This is a genomic window from Vibrio hepatarius (genome assembly GCF_001274785.1).
Lineage (GTDB): Bacteria > Pseudomonadota > Gammaproteobacteria > Enterobacterales > Vibrionaceae > Vibrio > Vibrio hepatarius.
In genome coordinates this window covers 264,686-288,038 of the sequence record NZ_LHPI01000012.1, presented here as the reverse complement: position 1 = coordinate 288,038, position 23,353 = coordinate 264,686, and the positions used below count along the sequence as shown (strand labels likewise).

The 23,353-nt window shown below is 45.7% G+C and carries 24 protein-coding genes; 17 read left to right on the top strand and 7 right to left on the bottom strand.

Annotated elements, in window-relative coordinates; genetic code table 11:
- Positions 1-83 precede the first annotated feature (83 nt).
- Positions 84-1,016, bottom strand: coding sequence for a LysR substrate-binding domain-containing protein (locus AKJ31_RS13945; RefSeq protein WP_053409706.1), 933 nt, complete (start codon positions 1,014-1,016; stop codon positions 84-86).
- Positions 1,017-1,112: 96 nt separating this feature from the next.
- On the opposite strand from AKJ31_RS13945, the gene AKJ31_RS13940 reads away from it, so the two are divergent.
- Positions 1,113-1,319 (top strand): DUF1127 domain-containing protein, encoded by a 207-nt coding sequence (locus AKJ31_RS13940; RefSeq protein WP_053409705.1) that lies wholly within the window; start codon positions 1,113-1,115, stop codon positions 1,317-1,319.
- Between the two features lie 8 nt (positions 1,320-1,327).
- Here AKJ31_RS13940 and AKJ31_RS13935 read toward each other — a convergent pair whose 3' ends face one another.
- The 3 genes from AKJ31_RS13935 to AKJ31_RS13925 all read right to left on the bottom strand — a co-directional run bounded on the left by AKJ31_RS13935 (position 1,328) and on the right by AKJ31_RS13925 (position 4,876).
- Entirely contained in the window at positions 1,328-2,227 is a 900-nt protein-coding gene (locus AKJ31_RS13935) for a LysR substrate-binding domain-containing protein (RefSeq protein ID WP_053409704.1), read from the bottom strand.
- 89 nt (positions 2,228-2,316) lie between these two features.
- Complete coding sequence (locus tag AKJ31_RS13930) at positions 2,317-4,002, bottom strand: AMP-binding protein (RefSeq protein ID WP_053409703.1); 1,686 nt, start codon at positions 4,000-4,002, stop codon at positions 2,317-2,319.
- A 118-nt stretch (positions 4,003-4,120) separates the two neighbouring features.
- A complete protein-coding gene (locus AKJ31_RS13925) occupies positions 4,121-4,876 on the bottom strand; it encodes a helix-turn-helix domain-containing protein (RefSeq protein WP_053409702.1) in 756 nt (251 codons plus the stop codon).
- 291 nt (positions 4,877-5,167) lie between these two features.
- Here AKJ31_RS13925 and AKJ31_RS13920 point away from each other — a divergent pair, with 291 nt between their 5' ends.
- The 14 genes from AKJ31_RS13920 to AKJ31_RS13855 all read left to right on the top strand — a co-directional run bounded on the left by AKJ31_RS13920 (position 5,168) and on the right by AKJ31_RS13855 (position 17,722).
- Positions 5,168-5,365, top strand: a complete 198-nt coding sequence (locus AKJ31_RS13920) for a Flp family type IVb pilin (protein WP_053409701.1) — start codon at positions 5,168-5,170, stop codon at positions 5,363-5,365.
- A gap of 53 nt (positions 5,366-5,418) precedes the next feature.
- Positions 5,419-5,913: an A24 family peptidase gene (locus tag AKJ31_RS13915; protein ID WP_342665549.1), complete on the top strand. Its 495-nt coding sequence runs from the start codon at positions 5,419-5,421 to the stop codon at positions 5,911-5,913.
- Between the two features lie 64 nt (positions 5,914-5,977).
- Complete coding sequence (locus AKJ31_RS13910; protein WP_053409700.1) at positions 5,978-7,288, top strand: P-loop NTPase family protein; 1,311 nt, start codon at positions 5,978-5,980, stop codon at positions 7,286-7,288.
- Between the two features lie 15 nt (positions 7,289-7,303).
- Positions 7,304-8,041: a Flp pilus assembly protein CpaB gene (cpaB, locus tag AKJ31_RS13905; RefSeq protein WP_053409699.1), complete on the top strand. Its 738-nt coding sequence runs from the start codon at positions 7,304-7,306 to the stop codon at positions 8,039-8,041.
- 7 nt (positions 8,042-8,048) lie between these two features.
- On the top strand, positions 8,049-9,521 hold the full coding sequence (locus AKJ31_RS13900; RefSeq protein ID WP_053409698.1) for a type II and III secretion system protein family protein: 1,473 nt from the start codon (positions 8,049-8,051) through the stop codon (positions 9,519-9,521).
- An 11-nt stretch (positions 9,522-9,532) separates the two neighbouring features.
- Positions 9,533-9,757, top strand: coding sequence for a hypothetical protein (locus AKJ31_RS13895; RefSeq protein ID WP_053409697.1), 225 nt, complete (start codon positions 9,533-9,535; stop codon positions 9,755-9,757).
- 26 nt (positions 9,758-9,783) lie between these two features.
- Positions 9,784-11,106, top strand: a complete 1,323-nt coding sequence (locus AKJ31_RS13890) for a pilus assembly protein TadG-related protein (protein WP_053409696.1) — start codon at positions 9,784-9,786, stop codon at positions 11,104-11,106.
- 1 nt (position 11,107) lies between these two features.
- Positions 11,108-11,572 (top strand): TadE/TadG family type IV pilus assembly protein, encoded by a 465-nt coding sequence (locus AKJ31_RS13885; RefSeq protein WP_083439984.1) that lies wholly within the window; start codon positions 11,108-11,110, stop codon positions 11,570-11,572.
- Positions 11,569-12,081 carry a TadE family protein gene (locus AKJ31_RS13880; protein ID WP_053409694.1) on the top strand — a complete coding sequence of 171 codons (513 nt, stop codon included), beginning with the start codon at positions 11,569-11,571 and terminating at the stop codon, positions 12,079-12,081. The genes AKJ31_RS13885 and AKJ31_RS13880 overlap by 4 nt, the downstream gene beginning before the upstream one ends.
- 11 nt (positions 12,082-12,092) lie before the next feature.
- The gene (locus AKJ31_RS13875) at positions 12,093-13,316 is read left to right on the top strand and encodes an AAA family ATPase (protein ID WP_053409693.1); all 1,224 of its coding nucleotides are present in this window, start codon (positions 12,093-12,095) and stop codon (positions 13,314-13,316) included.
- Positions 13,317-13,403: 87 nt separating this feature from the next.
- The gene (locus AKJ31_RS13870; protein ID WP_416340953.1) at positions 13,404-14,765 is read left to right on the top strand and encodes a TadA family conjugal transfer-associated ATPase; all 1,362 of its coding nucleotides are present in this window, start codon (positions 13,404-13,406) and stop codon (positions 14,763-14,765) included.
- Between the two features lie 8 nt (positions 14,766-14,773).
- Positions 14,774-15,742, top strand: coding sequence for a type II secretion system F family protein (locus AKJ31_RS13865; protein WP_053409691.1), 969 nt, complete (start codon positions 14,774-14,776; stop codon positions 15,740-15,742).
- Between the two features lie 2 nt (positions 15,743-15,744).
- The gene (locus tag AKJ31_RS13860) at positions 15,745-16,689 is read left to right on the top strand and encodes a type II secretion system F family protein (protein ID WP_053409690.1); all 945 of its coding nucleotides are present in this window, start codon (positions 15,745-15,747) and stop codon (positions 16,687-16,689) included.
- Between the two features lie 19 nt (positions 16,690-16,708).
- Positions 16,709-17,722, top strand: a complete 1,014-nt coding sequence (locus AKJ31_RS13855) for a tetratricopeptide repeat protein (protein WP_053409689.1) — start codon at positions 16,709-16,711, stop codon at positions 17,720-17,722.
- A 50-nt stretch (positions 17,723-17,772) separates the two neighbouring features.
- Here the strand turns inward: AKJ31_RS13855 and AKJ31_RS13850 are convergent, their stop codons facing one another.
- Positions 17,773-19,005: an O-antigen ligase family protein gene (locus tag AKJ31_RS13850; protein WP_053409688.1), complete on the bottom strand. Its 1,233-nt coding sequence runs from the start codon at positions 19,003-19,005 to the stop codon at positions 17,773-17,775.
- Positions 19,006-19,116: 111 nt separating this feature from the next.
- Positions 19,117-20,256: a chromate efflux transporter gene (gene chrA, locus AKJ31_RS13845; protein WP_053409687.1), complete on the bottom strand. Its 1,140-nt coding sequence runs from the start codon at positions 20,254-20,256 to the stop codon at positions 19,117-19,119.
- A gap of 110 nt (positions 20,257-20,366) precedes the next feature.
- On the opposite strand from chrA, the gene AKJ31_RS13840 reads away from it, so the two are divergent.
- Positions 20,367-21,275: a LysR family transcriptional regulator gene (locus AKJ31_RS13840; protein ID WP_053409686.1), complete on the top strand. Its 909-nt coding sequence runs from the start codon at positions 20,367-20,369 to the stop codon at positions 21,273-21,275.
- A gap of 69 nt (positions 21,276-21,344) precedes the next feature.
- On the opposite strand, the gene AKJ31_RS13835 is transcribed toward AKJ31_RS13840, so the two are convergent.
- Positions 21,345-21,905 carry a gamma-glutamylcyclotransferase family protein gene (locus tag AKJ31_RS13835; protein ID WP_053409685.1) on the bottom strand — a complete coding sequence of 187 codons (561 nt, stop codon included), beginning with the start codon at positions 21,903-21,905 and terminating at the stop codon, positions 21,345-21,347.
- 224 nt (positions 21,906-22,129) lie between these two features.
- On the opposite strand from AKJ31_RS13835, the gene AKJ31_RS13830 reads away from it, so the two are divergent.
- Positions 22,130-23,314: an NnrS family protein gene (locus AKJ31_RS13830; protein WP_053409684.1), complete on the top strand. Its 1,185-nt coding sequence runs from the start codon at positions 22,130-22,132 to the stop codon at positions 23,312-23,314.
- Positions 23,315-23,353 lie beyond the last annotated feature (39 nt).

The following is a 23,353-nucleotide window of genomic DNA, read 5'->3' as shown; positions in this document are numbered from 1 at the left end:
TCTTTAAGTTAACTCAATAACTTAAAAGCCCCTGAAGTGAAAGCTTCAGGGGCTTTTTATTGCTTGCGATGTTTAAACCTAGACTACTCAAGGCTACGTGTATCGATGATTTCACAATCGAGTTCGCAAAAGGCTTGCGCTTCTTTTACTTGGTTGAAAATCCAATCACAGAAATGACGGATCTTTTCTCGCTTAAAGTAGGCGCTAGGTGCACAGAGGAAGTAGTTAAAGTCTGTTCGCTGCGCAAGGTGCCCGATTCGAACTAATTTCCCTTCTTTTATGTATCGATGTACAAGGCTGTGTTTTGCTAATGCAACCCCTTGTACTGCCAATGCAGCTTCCAACACAAAGTGTGAACCATTGTACTTCAACGTCGGCTTTTGTCGTTGATAGCCCACATTATGTAGCCAATTTCCCCAGTTCATATCTGGCCAATAGTCTTCAATTAAATCGGCTCCAGTTAAGTCACTTAACTCATAAATGCCGTGTTGTTGTTGATAGATCGGGTGGCAAACTGGATAAAGCAACTCTTCCATTAGGAATCGACTTTCTACATTTGAATATCGTCCTGGGCCGTAACGAATACATAGGTCGACACTGGAATTTTGAAAGTTCACCAGTTTGTTGGTGGGTTCGATCATCAGTTCCTGATTCGGGTAAAGCTCCCTAAAGTGACCAATTCGAGGCACCAACCAGTGTTGAGCGAATGACGGTATCGTGGAGATGGAAAGTTGGGTAGGGTTAGGGTCTTGGTTGATTTGTCTGACCCCTTGAGCAAGATGTTCGAACCCTCTTTGTGCTTGTTCAAACAACTGCTGGCCTTCTACCGTGAGCGCGACTTTTCTGTGCTGTCGAATAAATAGCTCTACGCCTAAAAACTCTTCCAACTGTCTTATTTGTTGGCTTATCGCGGCCGCAGTGACAAATAATTCACTCGCAGCAAGTTTGAAACTGCCAAGTTTGGCGGCCATGTAAAAGTAGTAGAGTCCTTGCAGGGGAGGTAACCGTTCTTTCACTTAAGTTTTCCTTAACCGAGTGTCAGGTAGTATCGTTTGAGAGAATCTCATCCATAGTCGATTATTTACTCATTGAATGCAATAGGAGTATAGATTATGGAAACTTCGGAATTTGGCTACAGAGTGAAATTAAGCGAGACGCTGAGTTGGAATAAGAAAATTTTAGCTAATCTGACTCGGTGGTGGAGAAACTACCGAACCAGAAAACAGCTACCGCAGCTGTCTAATCACTTGCTGGAAGATATTGGTATCACTCACGAGCAAGCCAGAAAAGAAAGCATGAGACATTTCTGGGATGGCTAAGTGCGTCGCTACTCGGCAATCTCGCTGTGGAGCCAGTTAGAAAACGCTGCGATTCTGTCTCGGCGAGGGGAACTTTCATCATAGAATAAGTTAAATTGGATACCCGGCGTCATACCGATATCAAATGGCTTAATGAGTAACCCTCGCTCAACATAATCGCTGGCTAACGAATCAGAGGCTAAGCACGCGCCATGGCCAGCCATAACGGCATTCATTGCGTGATCGAACGTACTGACATCCATCCATTGAACAGACTCTTTGTTCATCGTTACCCCTGCTTGTGCGAACCAACTTTGCCAAGGGTAACCACCAGATTCATAGTGAATTAACCAACAATTAAGTAGTTGTTCAGGCTTAGTCAGATTGATCGCTTTTGCTAAGTGGGGAGAGCAAAACGGATAGATGGTTTCTTCAAACAGGAAGCGTTTTTGCAGTTTATTCTCTGTGGTTAATTCTAGTTCTTCACCTTGCCAAATGGCGAGATCCGCAGCACCTTGTTTTAAGTTGGGCGCGTCACAACTGGTAAGAATACGAATTGGAATGTTAGGGTGCTGAGTGGAAAATTTCCATAGGCGGGGCAGTAACCAGCGAGAGGCAAATGAAGGCGTTGAGCTGACACATAATAGCCCTTCAACGGGTTCGCTTTGGATTTGATTCAAGCCGGTAACAATTTGTTCTAGTCCTTGCGAAACATGTTTATAGAGAATTTTTCCCTGCTCGGTTAGGCGCATTTCACGACCATCGCGAACAAACAGTTTGCATGCTAATCCATCTTCCAACTGACGTATCTTTTGGCTAACTGCAGCTTGGCTTACAAACAACTCATCTGCTGCACGGCTGTAGCTATTGAGTCGTGCAGCGACTTCGAAATAACGAAGTCCGGGTAAGTGGTGTAGCCTTGCGTCCATTCAAGCAGTCCTAATTTCTCATCCTTGGGCTAAGCATGATAATGGCTAGCCGCGTAAAAAAAAAGAGAGCCGTAGCTCTCCTTATATCTTTATTCTTCCCACACGACCAATTTGTCCTTTGGCCAGTTATGTCCGATATCATGGTACTTTTGTTCCAGCACGTGACGTTTGATTTTCAGCGTTGGCGTCAAAATGCCATTCTCGATAGACCACGGATCTTTGATCATCAGAACCCCTTTGATTTTTTCGTGAGATTCCAATTGGGCGTTCATTTTGTCGATGACCTTTTTCGTTGTGCGCTCATAGCGAGCTCGGTCGAAATTCGGGAAATCATGTGGGACAACCAACAAAATCGGTGCGGGTAACCCCAAACCAATTAAGCACATCATCTCGACGCGGCTGTACTCAAACAGTTTTTTCTCAATGGGCACAGGAGCGACAAACTTACCTTTCGCAGTTTTGAAAGAGTCTTTCTTGCGGCCTTGAATCGTTAAGTAACCGTCAGCATCAATTGCACCGATATCACCGGTGTGTAACCAGCCGTCAACATCGAACGATTCCTGCGTCGCAATATCGTTTTTATAGTAGCCAGAGAAGAGCCCTTTACTGCGCACCATGATCTCGTCGTCTTGCGCTATCTTTAGCTCGATACCTGGGCCTGCGTTACCGACACTGCCTATCTTGTCGGCACGGAACGGATAGTTAAGTGTGCTGTAGGCGAAAGATTCTGTCATTCCCCACGCTTCGGTAATATTGAGTCCTAAGCTGTGATACCACTCTAGCAGGGCCGGAGATACAGGGGCTGAACCACAGCCGAGCACTCGCGCTTGATCCAAACCTAAGCCTTGCGCCAGTTTCTTTTTCAGTAACGTATTCACCAAAGGGATCTTAAGTAAGATGTTGAGCTTCTTCTGTGGCAACTTATCTTGGATGCGCTGTTGGAAAAGCGTCCATAAGCGTGGGACCGAGATAAACAGAGTTGGGCGCTGCATTTTGACGTCTTCGATAAAGGTGTCGAGCGATTCAGGAAATGCGGTTGGTACACCTCCCATAATTGACGAACCAAAAATATAGACACGTTCCGTGATGTGAGCGAGAGGAAGGTAAGAAAACAAGCGGTCGTTTTCTTCGATACCAATGTGATTGATCAATTGCTGTGCAGACCAACTAAATGCGCCGTATGTCAGCATCGCCCCTTTAGGTAATCCAGATGTCCCAGAGGTGTACACCAAAGACATTAGCTTATCATCATAATGCTCGGGTCTTTCTGTACTAGGTTCTACGTTTTCAATTAGTTGTTTGAACTGATGCTGACAATTCGGTGCGGAGTCGTAGGGCAGTGCAATACTGATGAGTTCACTCTGAGCATCAATGATTTGTTGCGTGGCTTGTGCGTTATCTAGCTTGCCTGCTATCAGAGCTTTACTCTCACTATGCTTAATGCAGTACTCGATAGTCTCGGCACCTGCGGTAGGGAAAATTGGCACGCTGATATAATCGCCGAGCATCAAAGCTAAGTCGGTGATAAACCATTCGGCACAGTTTTTGGAAATCAGTGCGACTTTGTCTCCGGGCTTAACCCCGAGATTTCTTAACGCAGTGACCAGCTTAAGCGCTTGGTCTGCGACTTCCTGGTATGTGAATTCGACAAATTGTCGGTTGATAATTTGTTTTAGATATACGTCGTTTGGACGCTCTTCGGCCCATTTGAGGATCATCTCGTTTGGTGGAGGGAGAGCGCAACCAGCTATCATTCTCGAGTTTGGCTGATTCATGTTAGGTGACTCCATGTCTTTATTATCGGTATTTATATTTATAGTTGTTAATGCATTGTTAAATTTAGCATGATTTGTACTGGCAAGGGAATGGTGGTGAATATTTCTTCAGCAAGTTCTATGCAGACTTGTGATGGATGGAGGTTTTCGCTTTGAGGTATTGCTGTCGATACGTGGCTGGAGAAACACCAATCCGCTTTTTAAAAATGCGAGCGAAATAAGAGATATCTTGGTAACCACACTGATAAGCGATATAGGCGATTTTCACATTCGGTTGGTTCTTGAGAAGATCTTTCGCCAGTGTTAGGCGTTTTTCAATCAAGTAATCGCGGAAGCAAACGCCAAGGTGCTTACGAAAATACTTAGAGAAGTATGAGGCAGAGTAGTGGCAAAGCGCGGCGACGTCTTCCTCTCGTACTTCTTTATGGAGGTTTTGTTCAACATAGCGTAATACTTTATTGATCTCCTTTGTTCTGGGAGGTAGTCCACCGTTCAAAGTAGCGTGCTTGTTATGGGGATCGCTATAGGTCGAATAATATTTTTTATCTAAATATTTTAGCCATTTAGGGAATGATTTGACGTCTAGCTCGTGTTGCTCACACACCACGGAATGGTCGGGCAGATCGACAGCGCAGCCTTTTTCTAGCAAGACAAATAATCGTTTGTTTAAATTTTTACATAATGTGCTGACGCAAGAGATGGGCAGAGTCTCTGATCCGCTTAGGTAAACCACGCAAAAATGGACATTAGGCTCGCTTAACACCGAAATATCATCTGCGTATTCGTTGACATTAAACTCTTCTCTTAACGCATTCATACATGATGCTGGAAGCTCGTTAATACTTTTACCTAGCCAGTGGATTCTGGACTTCATTCTTATTTTATATCCTCAATTTCAAGGGTGAACTCAAGAAAATGCGGGTAGTGCTAAAGTTAAGCGTAGAAGAAAAAATCAAAAATAAAAGCCACCTAACTATCTGTAATGCTGGTGGAGTCACTGTTTGATAGCACTCAGATGAATAGGGCAAAAAAGTCCTACCTAAAAACAAAAAAGTCCTAACTAACAACTTAAACACTAACCTACTTTTTAAAATGTGACATCGACCTAAAGATTGATGGACACGAAATTCGAATCAACCTTCGAATAGGATATAGGGGAAGGAAAATGGACAAGTTCACTCACTTAATAAAAGAGTTTTGGAACGACGAGGAAGGCTTAACACTTTTGGAGTACATCCTAGGTGCTGCTTTGATCGTGGCTGCAATGCTAAACCTTGGCTTCTGGGACACACTAGCGGGCGTATTCTCTGATGTGTCTAGTGACATTGAAGGCATTGGTGGTGGCGCTGGCTCTGGTGGTTAACTAAGTAAAGCTTACGGATTTGGAATACTAACGTTAAGTACAGGGAGCGATAAATGGCTATGACATTTCATTTAGTAATCTGGTCCTTACTTATCGTGATTGGTGTCTCTGACGTGATGAGGCACCGTATTCCCAACAAAATGATTTTGCTGCTTATCGTCGCGGTACTAACAGAGCTGAGCTTTGGGAGTAATTTAGGTTGGCGTCTTCATTTGACTGGCTTTTTCTATACGACAACCTTGTGTTTTGTTTTCTACTTTATGAAAGCGATGGCGGGTGGAGACGTAAAACTGTTGGCTGCTATTGGTCTATGGCTTGGTTCAGAGCAAATGTGGCTAGCAACACCTTATATCGTTATCGCTGGTGGCGTAATTGCGACTCTTTTCCTAGCAAGGCATTTAGCCTCATCACCGGTAACGATGACAGAACAGATGCGTAGTTACGCAGTGCAGAAAGTGACACCAGGATGGAAATCCAGTCAACCTCTGGTGATTCCTTTTGCTCCAGCAGTCGTTATTGGTTTGGCTTACTTTTTCTACATTCATTAGCATTAGTGTCTCTTTTGATTAGCTGGAGACTGACCCGAGTGCCAATCATGGGAGGGCACAATTTATGGGAACGGTATTTAAGGACGATCTAATACCTCAAATCTCTCCGCCAGCGGTTCCTTCTGATGAAGAAAGTTTGGGCGTTCCTCCTGTCGTCACAGAAAACTTACTTCTCAAGCATCTTTCTGCTTACCCAAAGTCAGATTTGGTCGAGCTTACCCACCGGATGTGTGTCGTTTCTCATATTGTTGAGACAGCCTTGGCTCATTTGAGAAGTAAAAGTTGGGTTGAAGTCTATCAACCGATGTCTAGTTCTGGCAGTGCCTACAATAAAGTTCGTTACGGACTAACAGAGTTAGGTCTCGCTGAAGCTGAGCTCGCATTTCGTAAGGACGCCTATATCGGTCCTGTTCCCGTTTCCTTGACCCAATATTGGGACATCGTAAAACAGCAAGATCTTCGCAATCAACCGATTACTAGACCGGATGTGGAAAGAGCATTATCCGATGTCTATGGCGCAGAGCGAATTATTCCAGTGCTTGGTCCTGCAATTAATTCTGGTCGAGCGTTGTTGCTCTACGGCCATGCTGGTACGGGTAAGAGCTTCGTTGCAGCTCGAGTGTTGAATGCATTAAACACCTCAGTATTCATTCCTTATGCTGTATATGCGGATGGGAACATTATCAAAGTGTTTTCTGAGCACCACCATCGCCGCTTGGATAACACCCATTCGGAAATTTACGTCAAACTCGATCATCACTATGACAAGCGATGGATTTTGTGTGAGCGACCAAATATCCAAGTCGGTGGGGAATTGACAATGGATATGCTTGAAGTCAATCACAGTGAGCACAACCGAGTTTGGATTGCGCCACTACAGATGATGGCAAATAACGGCATCTTAGTGATAGACGATTTAGGTCGCCAAACGATGCCAGTTGCTGCGCTCCTTAACCGCTGGATTGTACCGATGGAATATTTAGTCGACCACTTAGGTCTACCCAATGGTCAGCAAATATCGGTCCCGTTTCTATTGACCTTAGCTTTCTCTTCTAACCTTCCGCCAAGCGCAATCGCCGACCCTGCATTCTTAAGACGACTTGGTTACAAGATTGAGTTTGAGCCACTTGAGTTGATGGATTATGTCCAGTTGTGGACGGATTTAGCCAAAGAATATCAGCTCAACTTAGAAGCCGGTTTTTTTGAACAACTGAAACAGCTACATAGCGTTAGCGGCACTGGGTATTTCCCGTGTTTACCCAAAGACATTTTGGGGATTAGTCGAGACATATTGCTATTTGAAGCGAGTAATAACAGTGTCTCCAGCGAAATTCTTAATCGCGCCTGGAATTTGTATTTCACGGTTGACGAGTAGAGGAGAAAGGATGCCATGAGTAAGACACAAATCACCATGCTCTTACTGTTATCTATCGCCTTTGGTTTAGGGGCAGTATTGATTGCAAAGCAATGGTTGGATAGCCGAACTCAACCTACCGTGCAAATGGAAGAAGTTGAACGTCACCCTGTATTGGTTGCGGCTGTTGAGTTAGAGCCAGGGATTATTCTGGAGGATAAACATCTGACGACCAAAATGATGGAAGTGGATTGGATTACCGAAGAAACCCTTAAGCTGCCTGAGCAAGCCGTTGGCAAAGTTGTCACCACTTCGATTTTTAAAGATGAACTGATCAATCCGAATCGTATTGCGGTTCCGGGGGAGGGGGTTACATTGGCGGCGTTAATTCCTGAAGATAAACGCGCGCTGACTATCCGTGTCAATGACGTTATTGGTGTTGCTGGATTCCTGTTGCCGGGAAATAAGGTAGATGTGCTCAATACTAAGGGCTCAAGGACGGATACGGTATTGAAGAACCTCAAAGTATTGGCGGTTGACCAGACAGCTAGAACGGATGACAACAAGCCCGTTATCGTTCGAGCTGTGACGTTGGAAGTGACGCCCAAAGAAGCAGAAAAACTGCTCACTGAAAACAGCAAAGGTCAGATCCAGCTTGCGTTACGTAACCCTCATACCGTCGATAAGCCAGCTCCAGTAAAACGTTACGTTCCAGCTCCTAGTGTTACTGTCATCAAAGGATCTCAGGCTTCGAAAGTCCGAGTAAGTAATTAGGTGGATTATGAAAAGAATAATATTAATTTTATGCCAGTTACTATTGGTGGGTTCGAGTTTCACCGTACACGCGGCCGCTCAGTCTGGACGAGTTGTCTCTGTACCTCATCACCAATCTACTCAGTTGATGATTTCGGGAAGCGCGAAGAAAGTAACTTTAGGCGATCCAGCCGTGTTGGATATTTTGGTTCTAAGATCGAATGAGTTGTTCTTGATCGGTAAACGACTAGGCACAACCAATGTATCGGTTTGGGACAGTCGAGGGCGAATCATTGAGTCCTTTAACGTCGAGGTCACTCATGATCTCAATACATTAAAAGCGAAGCTCAATCAGTTTTTACCCAATGAAAGCATCGAAGTCCACAGCACCCAAGACAAAATTGTTCTTAAAGGTCTGATTAGTAATCAGCAGAATATGGATATGGCACTGAAAATTGCTGAAACCTTCGCGGCGGGCAACTCTGCCGATGAAAGTGATGACGATGATAAAGATGGTTCAGTGATCAATTTGCTTTCAATTGGTGGTGCGCAACAGGTGACGTTGGAAGTGACAGTCGCTGAAGTGCAACGCTCTCTAGTGAGACGTTTTGATACTAACTTCCACTTCTTCCAACAAAGCGGTGATATCACTTGGGGGGGGACAACCGTAGGTGGTTCGTTAGAAGGTGTCGGTAGCGCGATTTCTCCAGTGTTAAATGCGCCGGGTGTAAATGAATTTGGGTTCCTAGGTTCATTTATCGACAGCAATACCTTGTTCACCTTTGCGCTTGATATCGCTAAACAAAACGGCGTTGCTAAAGTGTTGGCGGAGCCAAGTTTAACGGCTCTAAGCGGCACAAAAGCTGAGTTTGTAGCTGGCGGTGAATTCCCAATCCCCGTACCTAATGAGAACGGTATTACTATCGCGTACAAAGAGTACGGTGTGTCACTCAACTTTATTCCCTACATTTTAAGTGACAAGAAAATCAACCTGAAACTGGGCGTTAACGTGAGCGAACTTGCGACCACGGGTGTACTGACCTACAACCCAGGGGATACGAACGCGGCTTACTTTATTCCGCCTATCACCAAGCGAAGTGCGGGAACCACACTTGAACTTGCCGATGGCCAAACCATGGGGATTGCAGGTTTGCTCAGCGAGAACTCTCGTAATGTTGACAAAGGGTTACCCGGTATTTCGGACGTACCAATACTCGGTCGCCTATTTAAGAGTGAAGAGTACACCTCCGGTGAAACTGAACTCGTCATTTTAGTGACACCGAAACTAGCCAAACCTATCGATCGCCGCAATATCACGTTACCGACCGACGGATATGTCAGTCCGAACGACATCGAGTTTTATCTCTTGGGTAAAGGGGCAAGACTAGATTTTGACAAATACCAACTCGACAACAATGCCAATAGCAATGATGAGAATGATGCGTATCGATACGGCGGGTCAGAAGGTGGTACAGATGGTTCGTTTGGGCACAGTTTATAGGTGGGGCTGATATGAAAAATACAATGATATTCGCTATTTGTTGCGCTTCACTGAGTCTGAGCGGTTGTGCAAATGACCCAGAGCTTGGTGTTTCCCTTAGTCAGTTGCGAGCAGAGCAGACGCAAAACCCAAATGCTTGGAGAGAAAATCTCGGCTACCTGCCTGAAGGCAGCGGTGAGCGTTCTGAAACGAGTTTGACCATTTATAACAACAATGGGTCATCTAAGAAGAAGTAAGTGATTTAGTCACTTAAGGAACGATGATGATGCACGCAAAGCAAACATTGACCATGAAATCCCAGCAAGGGATCACATTGGTTTTGGTAAGCCTATTGATGCTGATCCTGATCGGTATGGCGGCATTTGTGATTGATTTAAACCACCAAGTGTTGAACAAGACACGACTGCAAAACGCGGTTGATGCAGCAGCACTGGCTTCGGCGGTAGTCGCAGACAAAACCAGCAATGTATATGCATCGAGATCGGCTGCGATAGATACGCTTAACAGCTATGTTGCGGAGTCAGGCAATGCTGAGTTAGTCGATTTACTTGGCGTCAATGCATCCGGTAATAGTTTTGATACGGTCAACGCTAACATCACGTTTTCTACTGATTTACAAACCTTTGTCACTGCGGAGGCGTTTGTCGCACCAACCGGCACAAAATACGACATATACACCCGTGTTGTTGTCGACAGTGTGCCGCTTACTCAATACCTCAGCTTTATCTTTGGCGGTGATAAAGATGTGTCTGCTAGCGCTGTGGCGGGTCGTAGTGCCAGTATCCAGACTACGTGTAACATTGCGCCTGTTGCGATGTGTGGTAATCCGGCATTAACCGATGAAACCGCTTGGGGTTACATTCCTTCTAACTATCCCAATTATGACTCGACCCGAGACAAAGTACCGGACACCATCTACGCGATTAAACCGTCTAGCCATCAAAACGGGGAGTTGGGGCCAGGTAACTTCCAGCTGTTGGACCTCGGCTTGAATGGTAAAGATGGCGTGCGAGATGCGTTTGCAGGTGCAACAGAAAACTGCATTACTGCTGGTCAAGCGATTGATACTGAAACGGGTAAAGGGACCGGTCCAGTCGCTCAAGGCATTAACACGCGCTTTGGCGATTTTACTGGCCCAACCGAAGAAGGCGAAACGGTTAAATCCGATAAATATATCGAAGAGTCAAACGTCACCGAAAGCAACTACAAAGATATTTACGAAAACAATAAGCCGGGGGCGTTTTACTACGCCGATTACTACCAAAAACTAAATAGTTGTATTGAAGGCAACAGTTGCAATTCTCAATACTACGACGCTGATGGTTTAGAAGGTCGTCGTGTACTCCAAGTCCCTATTATCGACTGTTCAAGCTCGACTGGAGGTAAGCAAACGGTAACAGTGCTTGGCTTAGGCTGTTTCTTTTTGACTCAGAAAGTGAAGCAGCAAGGTAATGACTCTGAAGTCATCGGTCAGTTTCTCTATGACTGCGGCATCAATAACGGCTCTACGGGCATTGATCCGAGTGATAACGGTCTTTTTAGAATTCAACTGTATAAAGACCCTTTAGGTAATGGAGCATCATGATATGAACCATTACACCCAGAACATCAAATACAAGCACCAACAATCCGGCTTAGCCGCCGTTGAATTTATTATTTGCTTGCCTGTGCTGCTCATTATGGCCGTACTACTCATTGATGTCGGCAGAGCATTAATCCAATACACGGAAATCAATAAAGCGTTGCAAAACGGAGTGCGATACGCGGTCGTGAATACCTACGGCACGCTTAATTTTACTGATATTGCCAACGAAGACGAAATTAAGAATGTAGTTGTTTACGGCAAGGCTTTTCCCACCGATCAAGACAGCAAAGTGATCAAATATTTAGATCCTATTGACGTATTGATAACTCAACCTACCGCGGCAACCAAAGAAGTCACGCTTTCTGCCAGTTTCTCTTATGAGCCTATTTTTACCCGACTTCCTTTCACTGACACGTCGTTAGAGTTCACTTTTGGAGCATCCACAAAAATGAGGACCGCGCCATGAAAAGAGCAACGAGTAAAGGGGTGACTCAAGTTGAATTCTTGATGATTGCGCTGGCGGTGTTGTTAGTAATTTTCGCGATCATCGAGTTCGCGTTGTATTTCTTCTCCGCGCAAATGGCCAATGAAGTCACACGCAGAGCCGCGAGGTTAGCGACCGTATGTTATATCGCAGACCGCGATGATATTCCGAGTTTACCTTCTTTGACCAATATCTACCCGCCAGGTTTTGAACCTGAAGACCTTACTATCAGCTATCTGGATATTAATGGTGAGGAGGTGGACGTCTCAGGCTTTTTTGCCACTCCACCAGCGAGTGATAGTGAGTTGAATACTACCTTTGGTCAAATCAAGTTTGTCCGTGCTGAAGCAGATTACACGTTTAGATTTTTGGTGTTGTCACTCTTAATTGATGCGGTAGGGACGACACCGAGTTTCATCACCATTTTACCCGCGGAAAGCTTAGGGGTGAGAAGGCCAGAAAGTGGCAATGAAGATATCGAAGATTGTTAGGGGAACTGAATATGTTGAAACCAGTAGAACTAAATATAGATAAATCAGAGATCGAACATAAGTCCCTAAGAACAAACTTAACCGTTTGGGTGGTTTATGCGACGCAAATGTTCAAAAACCATATCGAGTCCGAGCTTTCAAAGTGCATCAGCATCAACCTCGAATGGCTTGATCTAAGTACGGTGACGATGGAGACCATTGCCAATAAACGTACTCCGGACCTGATTTATATTGAGTCAGGCGATAATTGGGTACAGAAAATCGCCCATGTCTACTCCTCGGAGGGCAGCTTGCAGCACAACCAAACTTCCTTGGTGGTATTTGGTGATGAGCATGACGCGACGTCGCTGAAAATGGCGCTCAAGCTGGGGGCTTCCGATTACTTATCACGTAGTGCGGAAATCGGAGAGCTTTATCCGTTCTTACAAGATTTGGCGCATGAAAAAATCGCCACTAAAACACTCGGAGAGCTATCTCTGTTCATTAATACCAAAGGTGGTTCCGGTGCAACCACACTCGCTTTGAACACGGCGATTTCATTATCTAGTTACACGGCCGGAAACGTCTTGCTGGTGGATTTGGATATGCAGTTCAACGATGCGGCGGATTACATAAACAGTAAACCTAAATACAGCATCAATGACGTGGTGGATAATCTTAATGACTTAGATGAAATGTCGCTTGATGGTTTGGTTTTCCAGCACGAATCCGGGCTCAATTATCTCGGATTCAGCCAAGATAATATTCAGGACAACTATAAACGCGCGACGGAAGTGGTGAACTTAATTCCGATTCTTCGTCAGTTCTACTCACACATCATCATCGATATGTCTCACGGTGTTGAGCATGTATTCCAGAAAGCCGTGACTTCTGACGCGCGGGTTTATTTGGTTATGCAGCAAAACGTTACCTCAATTAAACACGCAGCAAACTATGTGAAGTCATTGCAACTGGACTATGGTTTAAGTAGTGAGCAAGTCAAATTGATCGTCAACCGATTCGATAAAAAAGTCTCGATTTCTCTGAAAGATATCGAAGGCACCTTTCCAAACAAAGATATTCATTTAGTGCCCAATGATTTTGCTGTCGCCATGGAGTGCTCGAACTTAGGCACGCCGATTGTTAAAGCGAAAAAGAATACTGCCATCAAGTCAGCCTTGACCGATTTATCACACCTACTTGAAACCCCGCAGGAGCGAGTAGAAAAGAGCTGGATTGGTCGACTATTTTCTTAGCAGGGAGTTGCTATGTTTTTTAAAAGAAAGAATGTAGGGAGTGCATTTCCAAACTCTTCACAAGAAACACAGACAACGCCTGATTCGATGTCTGTTACGCCTCAGAGCGCAGACAACGTGACTCGCTCTGCTGCCATTGAGTCCAAACTTCAGGCGATCGATGAGCAAAGAAAGCAGCTCGAACATGATCTGGCGATCAAGCATTACTACCACAAAAAGTTGCTTGATACGCTCGACTTAGGTTTGTTGTCGCATTTAGACGAAGACCGAGCCAAAGAAGAACTGCGTGAAGCGGTGATGCAGCTTATTACGGAAGACCAGACTCATCCCCTTAGCTCTGAAGCTAGGAATCGAATGATTCGGCAGATTGAGGACGAGGTGTTTGGTTTAGGTCCGCTTGAGCCGCTGCTCGCAGACTCAACCGTATCTGACATTCTGGTTAATGGACCCAAAAGTATCTATGTGGAACGCTTTGGTAAGTTGGAAAAAACGCCACATACATTCTTAGATGACCGACACCTACGAAACATTATCGACCGGATTGTGAGTCAGGTTGGTCGACGCATTGATGAGTCCTCACCTATGGTGGATGCGCGTTTAAAAGATGGCTCTCGTTTCAACGCGATTATTCCGCCGCTAGCGATTGACGGGCCGTCGGTTTCCATTCGACGCTTCTCTGTGGAACGACTCAATATGGGCAATCTGCTTGAGTTGAACTCGCTATCACCCGAGATGGCCAAATTCTTAAATGCTGCGGTGATCGGTGAGCTAAATATCCTTATTTCTGGTGGTACCGGGTCGGGTAAAACCACCACGTTGAACATTCTCTCCGGCTTTATTCCTGCGAACCAACGTATCGTCACGATAGAAGACTCGGCTGAGCTACAAATGCAGCAACCACACGTCGTAAGACTGGAAACCCGACCAGCCAATATCGAAGGCAAAGGTGAGATATCCCAGCGTGAGTTGGTGAAAAACTCATTACGTATGCGGCCGGACCGTATTGTGGTCGGTGAGGTGCGGGGTAGCGAAGCCGTGGATATGTTGTCTGCAATGAATACCGGTCACGATGGTTCATTGGCGACGATTCACGCCAACACCCCGCGCGACGCATTAAGTCGGGTAGAAAATATGTTTTCGATGGCGGGCTGGAACGTATCAACTAAAAACCTACGTTCACAGATTGCTTCGGCTATCCACTTAGTAGTGCAAATGGACAGGCAAGAAGATGGTAAGCGTCGTATGGTCAGCATACAGGAGATCAATGGCATGGAAGGGGAGGTGATCACCATGTCTGAGATCTTCAAGTTCCAGCGTCAAGGGGTCGATCATGACGGTAACGTGTTGGGCGAGTATATTGCAACTGGGATCGTGCCGAGCTGTCATGACCAATTGATCAAGCGTGGACTCGATGTTCCGTTTGACATATTTAACGAAAAACTTCGTTAGGAGGCGTTATGGGCGGCCAACTACCACTCTTTTTGTTACTGCTTTTTCTCTCGGTGTTCTTTATCAGCCAAGCGTTGATCATGCCTTCTGCCGGGAAAAAGGTTAAACATAAGCATCTAATCCAACGAATCAAAGATAGCCACAAGCACATCGACCAAGAGAGTGTTTCGCTATTGCGTGAAAATTCACTCAAGAATCTGTCATCGCTAGAGCGTGCTTTGGTGCGGTTGACCTTCTTTGAGACGCTGAAAAAGAAATTGGAACTTGCTGGGATTGAAATGACCTTTGGTAAGTTTTTGATTTTGTCTTTTTTCGCCGCTCTTATCACGGTCTTAGTTCTCCTTTTACTAGAGCAGCGTTGGTACATCTGCGTGGGCAGCGTCGTGACCATCTTCGTTTGCGAGTACTTTTATATTCAAAAGAAAACTGCCGATCGTTTGATGCGCTTTGAAGAGCAGTTACCCGAAGCGCTCGATATCATTAAACGCGTACTCCAAGCCGGGCAACCTATTAGTCAGGCATTTGGCGAAGTGGGCAAGGAGATGCCAGCGCCTATCGGCCCTGAGTTCAAGAGTACTTTCAGCTTACTTAACTATGGTTACGATATGCGTTTGGCGATTATGCAGATGTCTGAACGTGTGCCAACGGTCTCTATGTTGGCCTTTTCCAGTGCCGTGATGTTGCAAAAAGAAACCGGGGGCAACCTAATCGAGAACGTAGAGAAGCTCTCTCGAGTATTACGCGCTCGTTTCAAACTGGCGCGGAAAATCAAAACCATCTCTGCGGAATCTCGCATGTCGGCTTGGATTTTGGTTCTGGCGCCGTTTGGCATGTACATCATCATTGCGTTAATCAAACCCGATTACATTTCGATTCTCCACAATCACCCGACTGGGGTGAAGATGATCATCGGGGGGATGGTGTCTTTATTGCTCGGCACATTGTGGATACGCAAGATTGTTAACTTCGAGGTGTAGGTATGGACAGCATTGCTAATTGGTTATCCAGCTTTCAGCTAAATCAGGAGATGTTGTTTATCGCGTTCGTGATGATCACCACCGTTCTTTTGGTGATGACCATTGGCTACGTCGTTATTGGCGTTAACTCACCACTAAAACGCAAACTCGCGCAGATCACTACGGGTGAAAAAGTCACCACGCCCGCTAAGAACACCAAAATGCTCAACACCTTGGAATCGCTGGCACCACTGACTTCGTCAAAAAGCACCAAAGAGCGTGAATCGGTTAAAACATTACTGATGCACGCTGGCTACCACCAGAGCAACGCACTGTCATTGTTCTACTCAATTAAGTCTCTCACCACCATTGTTGGTGTGATGATCGCGTTAGCCATGTATGTCGCGTTGCCGGATAACAATAAGCTCTATGTTTACATGGCGGGCTGTATTTTTGGTGGCCTGATCCTGCCTGATATCTTGCTCAAGAGAAAAGTCAAAAAGCGCCAAAACGCAATTCGCAATGGTATGGCCGACATGTTGGACTTGCTCGTTGTGTGTACTGAATCAGGCTTAGGCTTTAATGCTGCGCTGCGAAGAGTAGCTGATGAAATGGTGATTTCTCACCCCGACCTTGCCGATGAGTTGGATACGGTGTGCGTGAAGATTCAAGCGGGTAAACCGATGCCCGAAGCGTTGCGCGAGTTCATCTACCGAACTGGACTCGAAGAGTTTATGGGATTAGTGAGCATGCTGAGCCATGCGTCGCGAGTCGGTGGTAGCTTAGTCGACTCGTTACGAGAGTATACCGAAGATTATCGAGATAAAAGACAGCAAGCCGCGGAAGAAATCGCCGCCAAAATACCCGTCAAAATGATGTTTCCAATGGTGCTGTTCATCTGGCCGTGCTTTTTTATTGTCGCAATAGGACCTGCGTTGATCACCTTGTCCGAAGCATTTTCTAAGTAGAAAAATAATAGGGGTTATTATGTGGAAAAGTTACTTACTCATGATATCTGTTCTCGTTGTCTCAGGATGTGCTTCAAGTGATAACCAGCAAGCCGAGTTTGATAAGAGTCTCTACTCAGGCAAACCAATTGAAGCGTTAACCAACGACGAACCGCCGAAGACCGAGGAAGAGGCGATCTCACGTGGTGATGCTGCGCTGACTAACAATAATGTCGATTTGGCCTTATATGAGTACTTACGCTCGATGACCTTTGCGGATGCCAAACATAAAGACAAAACCTTGTATACCGTCGGACGAATTCATTTGGCGAAAAATGACTATCAGCTTGCGGATCGTGCGTTCCGAGCAGCACTGGAACAGAACCCTAACCATACCGGTTCTTTAGAAGAGCTTGGTAAACTCAATACTAAACAAGGTCGAAGCGATATTGGCGAAAGCTACTATTTACGGGCGATTAATGCTGACCAACTTCGTCTTGGCGGCACGCCGAATATGAAGAGCAACAATATCAATTCTGAAAACGTGCAGAATCTACTGTTTGACGATAACTCTCCAATCCATGCCTACATAGGGCTAGGCGTGTTATTGGATATCGAGGGGCAACACCAACTGGCGCAAACCTTGTTGAATCGAGCTTTAGATATCAAAACTTTCGATGTCAACGCGCTCATCAGTATTGGTTATTCTTATTACATGTCTGAAGACTACGAGCGTGCCCGTTACTACACAAATTTGGCTTTGAAGCAGAAGCCGAATGATGAAAAGGCGATCAACAATCTGGCTTTGATCGCGATTGCACACGGCGAGCCACGGCAAGCACTGAGCATTTTCAATCGTCATATGACAGAGCCTGAAGCGCTCAACAGCGTGGGTTACTTCCTCATCTTAAAGGGAGAGCCAGACGAGGCCATTCCTTACTTACAACAAGCGATCAACAAGAGTCCGGCTTATTATGCTAAAGCGAATGAAAACCTAGAAAGGGCATTAGAAATGATCAGAAAAGAGCGTGATACCTCTAAAGTGACTTTGTAAGCCAACGTAATAAACACAAATCCCCATCTAGTTCGCAACTGGTGGGGATTTTACTTTATACGGTTTTGCCTTGAGTGCTCGGCACAAATATAAGCCGCGGCAACACACAGCACCAACAATGGCGGTGAGTAAAATAAAGTGCCAGACACCAGTCCATGAATAATCAGTGACAGTACGCTTGCTAAGCAGAATAGGTTAATGCTATTGCACTCTCGCAATGTATTGGCTAAGCCGAGATAGCAGAGGTACGCCAAACCAACCAGTGTCATAACCAGTCCTACAACGCCGTACTCCACTAGAAATTGAAGGATGAAGTTATGTGGATGACGACTTTTGATTTGAGCTTCGAAATAGTATGACTCTGCACCATGACCGAAAATGGGCTTATCAGCAGTTAACGCCCAGGCTTTCTGCCATTGTTCTATTCTACCCGAAGAAAGAGAGTTCAAATCCACCTGCTCAGTACTTAGAACATCTGGATTGACGAGCCTAGTCAGTCCATTCCATGAATAAATGTGTAGTGGTGCCGAGATCAATAACGATATCAAAAGAGTAGATAGTAACAGTACGACTCGCTGGCGCACTAAGCGATAGGTACGTTTAAGTACACCGATCGCCAATAGCAACGTTATTACGTAGGAGAGCAGCGCCCCGCGGCCACCTAACCAAACTAAGGTGGCAAACGTGATGCCAGCCAAGGCTATCAAGCTGAGTTGGCGCTTTTCCGTGAGCAACTGAATGGATGAATAGAGACATCCCAACATGATGATATGACCAAAGTGTCGGATGTTGCTTGAGACGACTAGTCGATGTTCACCGTTATCATAGTCAATTCCAGACAGGTTGAGGTTGGCGTCAATAAACACCACGGCAATGGCTAGCACACAAGAATAGACCAGCGGAGAGAAATCTGGCGCGTAGTGAGTACGAGTTATATAGCGGAAGATGAAATAAAAGAAAAACAGATGACTGATATTGGTGAGCTGTCTGAGCAAGGAAAACACAACTTTGAATTCGGTATGGTAACGATAGATAAACATCGCACTGGAAACAGACAACAACAAACTGATGACAACGAATAGACGAAATTTGTCATCATTTCTGTCGCTGTGTTGAACTGGGCCACTCGCGATAAGCCAGACAATCGATAGCTCCAAGAGCATCACGATGACACTGCCAAAAATGGGGGTATAGAAATGATAAAATGCGGAGCAGAGCAAAAGGAGATAGATTCGCTTTTCAATCGAATCGACAGTGTGAATATCGCTAAAGGCTCTTTCCATGCTAACCACTCGTCTAGGCTATCTTTAAAGGATAGCCTAGCGGGGTTTAAGTGATTGCTTTGTTAACGATTAAGCAATAAAAGTGAGAGTTCAATAACACTCGTGAGAAGGTTATAGGTTACCGACCAGTAAGCCACTAACCACAAAGAAACCGATCATCCACAGAATGGAAAGGTTGAGTTTTTTGTGTAGATAAAACCCCGCAATGATCAGTGCGATATCAATAGGAGAAGCCACCGCGCTGCTAAATACTGGTTGATAAAGCGCAGCAAGCAGTAAGCCAACAACAGACGCGTTAACGCCACTGATTGCACCCGATACGCGTGGTTTCGCTGCAAGTGATTGCCAGTTTTTCAATACGCCAAGCAGTAATAGAAAGCCAGGTAGGAACACGGCGATAGTCGCGACTAATGCACCAAGCACTGGCATATCTGACATCTCATAACCGATAAAGGTAGCAAAAGTGAACATCGGTCCCGGCACTGCCTGAGCCGCCGCATAACCAGTTAAGAAAGCGTCTTGGCTTAACTGATCGCCAACGATGTTTTGTAGCAATGGCAGAACGACGTGACCACCGCCAAATACTAAGCTGCCTGCTTGGAAAAAGTCACTAAATAGGCCGAGCATTGGCGTGATATGCGCGAACATTGGTAACGCAAGCAACAGCAGCGCAAACATTGCCAGTGGAGCAATGCTAGGTTTAAACGGTGTATTGTCACTTTGATTTGGGCTTTTAAGCATTTGCATGCCGATCAGTCCTGCCACTAACAAGACGAGCATCTGCGTAGCGATACCGGGAGCGACAAGTAAAGCGATAGCGGTGGCAACACACAGCCCTGCGGTCAACTTATCGCGGCAGAAGTTTTTATACATTCCCCACGTAGCATCAGCGACAACCACAACCGCAAGCAATTTGAGTCCGTGGACGATGTTTTGGAATACGCTGGTATCAGTAATATGACTACTGGCGGCAGCCAACGCCAACATAATCAAGACGGAAGGTAGCGTGAAGCCCAAGAATGCGGCACATGCTCCCGCCAAACCGCCACGTTTGTAGCCCAAAGCGAAACCCACCTGGCTCGAGCCTGGGCCTGGTAAAAACTGGCTCAGAGCAACTATTTGCGCGTACTCACTGTCATCCAGCCATTTTAGTTTCTCAACAAACGTCTGACGAAAGTAACCAATATGGGCTGCTGGGCCGCCGAAGCTAATCCAGCCAAGCCAGAAAAATGTCTTAAAAATCGAAAACACAGCGTACTACTCTTATCAATCAATATGGGCACAATGTACGTAAAAACTCTAAATGACTCAAATTGATAAATTCGATAGTATTTATGAATTAAATAGGATGAGAGTGTGGAATGAAAGAGTTCAACTGGAAAGGCATCGATTTAAACCTGCTGGTGGCATTTCAAGCATTGTATCGCGCTAAGAGCGTTAGTTTGGCTGCTGAGCAGTGCTACGTGAGCCAGTCAGCGATGAGCCATACTCTGCAACGAATGCGCACTTTGTTTGATGATCCGCTGTTTGAACGTGTCGGTATCAAAATGGAGCCGACTCAGCGCGCACATGAGATAGCTCCAGTCATCGACCAGTTACTCGGTAGCATCAAAAATGATTTGCTCAGCAAAAAGCACTTCTCACCAGACGATTACACAGGCGTGTGGCGAATCGGCCTGACCGATTATGCCGAGCAGCTTTTCGCTTCCCATCTGTATGATGCGATTAAACAACACTCTCCCCAGTCTCAGGTCAGTTTTTATAACGTTAACCGCAGTAACTACCTCGAAATTGCAGACAAGGAAAAACTGGACGTAATCATCGGTAGTATCGAAAACCTGAACCGCCGTTTTCTCTGTGAGCATCTATATACGGAACAGCACTTATGTCTGTTTGATCCACAGAGTGTGTCGCTTGATTCACCGCTGACGCTTGAACGCTTCGTCCAGATTGAACACGCGTTGGTCAGCTCAGATGGCAGTTTGCAAACTCAGGTTGATAAACTGCTTGCGAAAAGAGGATTAGAGCGCAGGGTCGGTGTCGCGTCGCGGCATTTCCTAACGGTAAGGCGGTTACTGATTGGCCGTGAGTTGGTGTGTATTGTGCCAAAGCGCTTTGCTGAAATGGAAATGTACAACCACACACTTGCCGCTGTTGCACCGCCGGTAGACGTGCCTGATTTTGATATACGATTACTGTTTTTAAAAGCAAATCAGTATGAAGAAAAGAATATCTGGATCAGAAGGTTAGTGGCTCAAGTCGTTAAATAACATCGAGCAAGGTAAGGTTCGATGAACTAGGGCGCGTTGACCCCAGTTCATCTTGAAACGTGAGAACAGTTAAGCGCGAGCTGAGCTCAACAGAGCGTCAATTTGCTCATGATGCTCAGGTGTCACACCGGCAAGATTGCCATATTTTGGGGCATGGCGGTCATTTTCTAACGGGAAATGCCAGCCGAAAGTATGTTCAACGAACTGTTTAGCAAACTGCTCGGATACCTCTAGGCAACCCGCCAAAACCGTATCAACGTAGGTCTGCACGATTGGGCTTAAGTGACATGGTGGCTCTGGGCTATCTTTAATGTACACCCAGACTTGAGCGTCTTTTTCTAGCTCATGGTCACAGTCGATTTGCAGAGCTGGAATCAACACTCGGTGGTAGCCGCGTTCGCGAATATCAAACTCAGCCAGTTCAGCATCATCGACTTGCAATAGTACGCCATTGACTAAGCCTTCCCCTTTATCGACGACCAAAGGTGAAATCGTGTAGCTACTGTCGATTTTCCCCCAATAGCGCTTAAAACCTGTCACTATGGTCGGGATTGCGGTCGAGGTTTGTCCGGTTAGTTGTCGTGACGCCGAATTCATTAAACTGCCATAACCAAATATATACGTCGTCATTATTCTCTCCTTTGCACTGACATTTCTAAGCTACCGATTTCGACAGCAAAAGAGAAGCAGTAATTTATCTACTCTTGTGTGTCAAATTGACTTTTTTTGTTGAGTCTAAATGACTCGTTTTATTGTTGGTTAAGAGTAATATTATCCTGAAAAATAAAGGATTAATAACTTGGAGTGAATTTTGCAGTTACCTATGCAGTATATCTTTAGTCAGGGGGCATAGAGTGCTCAATATTACCGATAAAAAAGTCGAAGAGGCGATCCCACCTCTACTACGTTTAGGGTTTCGTCCATTTTTCTTATTTGGGACGATTTACGCCATTGTCGCGATTGGCTTGTGGGTTTGGATGTTCCAAACGGGGCAGCCTAGCGTACTGAAAGTGCCAGCACTTTGGTGGCATGTACACGAAATGTTGTTTGGTTTTGCAATGGCAATTGTTGTTGGTTTTGTGCTAACTGCGGTACAAAATTGGACGGGGATAAACGGTACTAAACAAACGCGTTTGGCGATACTGGCGCTGTTGTGGCTGCTGCCGCGAGTGCTATTTTGGACACCAGCACCGTTGTGGTTGATATCGAGCATTGAGGCTTTATTTATCGCTTTTGCTGCGTTTGAAGTCGCTCTTCGCGTCGTCAAAGCCAAAGGTTGGCGCAACCTGTTCTTTGTGCCGCTATTTGGATTAGCGATTGTGGCTAACTTTGCCAGCTACGCCACAATTAAAGGGATGCCGCCGTTTCCTGCCTCAGCGGTTTGGCAAGCGATGCTTTGGTGGTTTACCTTGCTGTTGTCGGTAATGGGCAGCCGCGTGATCCCATTCTTCACCGCGCGCCGCTTTAATTTTGAGAAACCTCAACCTTCTATGTTGTTGGATTGGCTTGCAAATCTGCCGCTAGTTGGATTGTTTGTGCTGAGCTTCTTCCCGATGACTTTTGTTCAGTTGGGCCAACCGCTGATGATTGCCTCTGGTCTTGCACATTTGGTTCGTCAATTACGCTGGCAACCTTGGCGCACCTTGAATGAGCCGTTAGTTTGGTCATTGCACGCCGCTTATCTGTGTATTCCGGTTAGTTTGCTGCTGCGTGGATTGCTGCAAAATCCTTTTGCGAGTCACAATATGATTCACCTGTTTGCGATTGGCGCATTGGGTGGTTTGATTCTGGCGATGGTTACGCGTGTGACCATGGGACATACAGGACGCGCTATATATCAAGGTCCGAACATGGCTGTCGCCTTTGCGGCAATTATACTGGCTGCGCTTGTACGTGCGGCTGGAGTAGCATTTATGCCAGAGCAGATGATGATGTGGGTCAATCTTAGTGCAGGACTATGGATTGTTGCTTTTGGTATGTATCTGTGGCGCTTTGGCTTTATGTTACTGACGCCTAGAGCCGACGGACACCCTGGCTAAGCATATTGAATCGATAAAAAAATCCCTCGCTAGACGAGG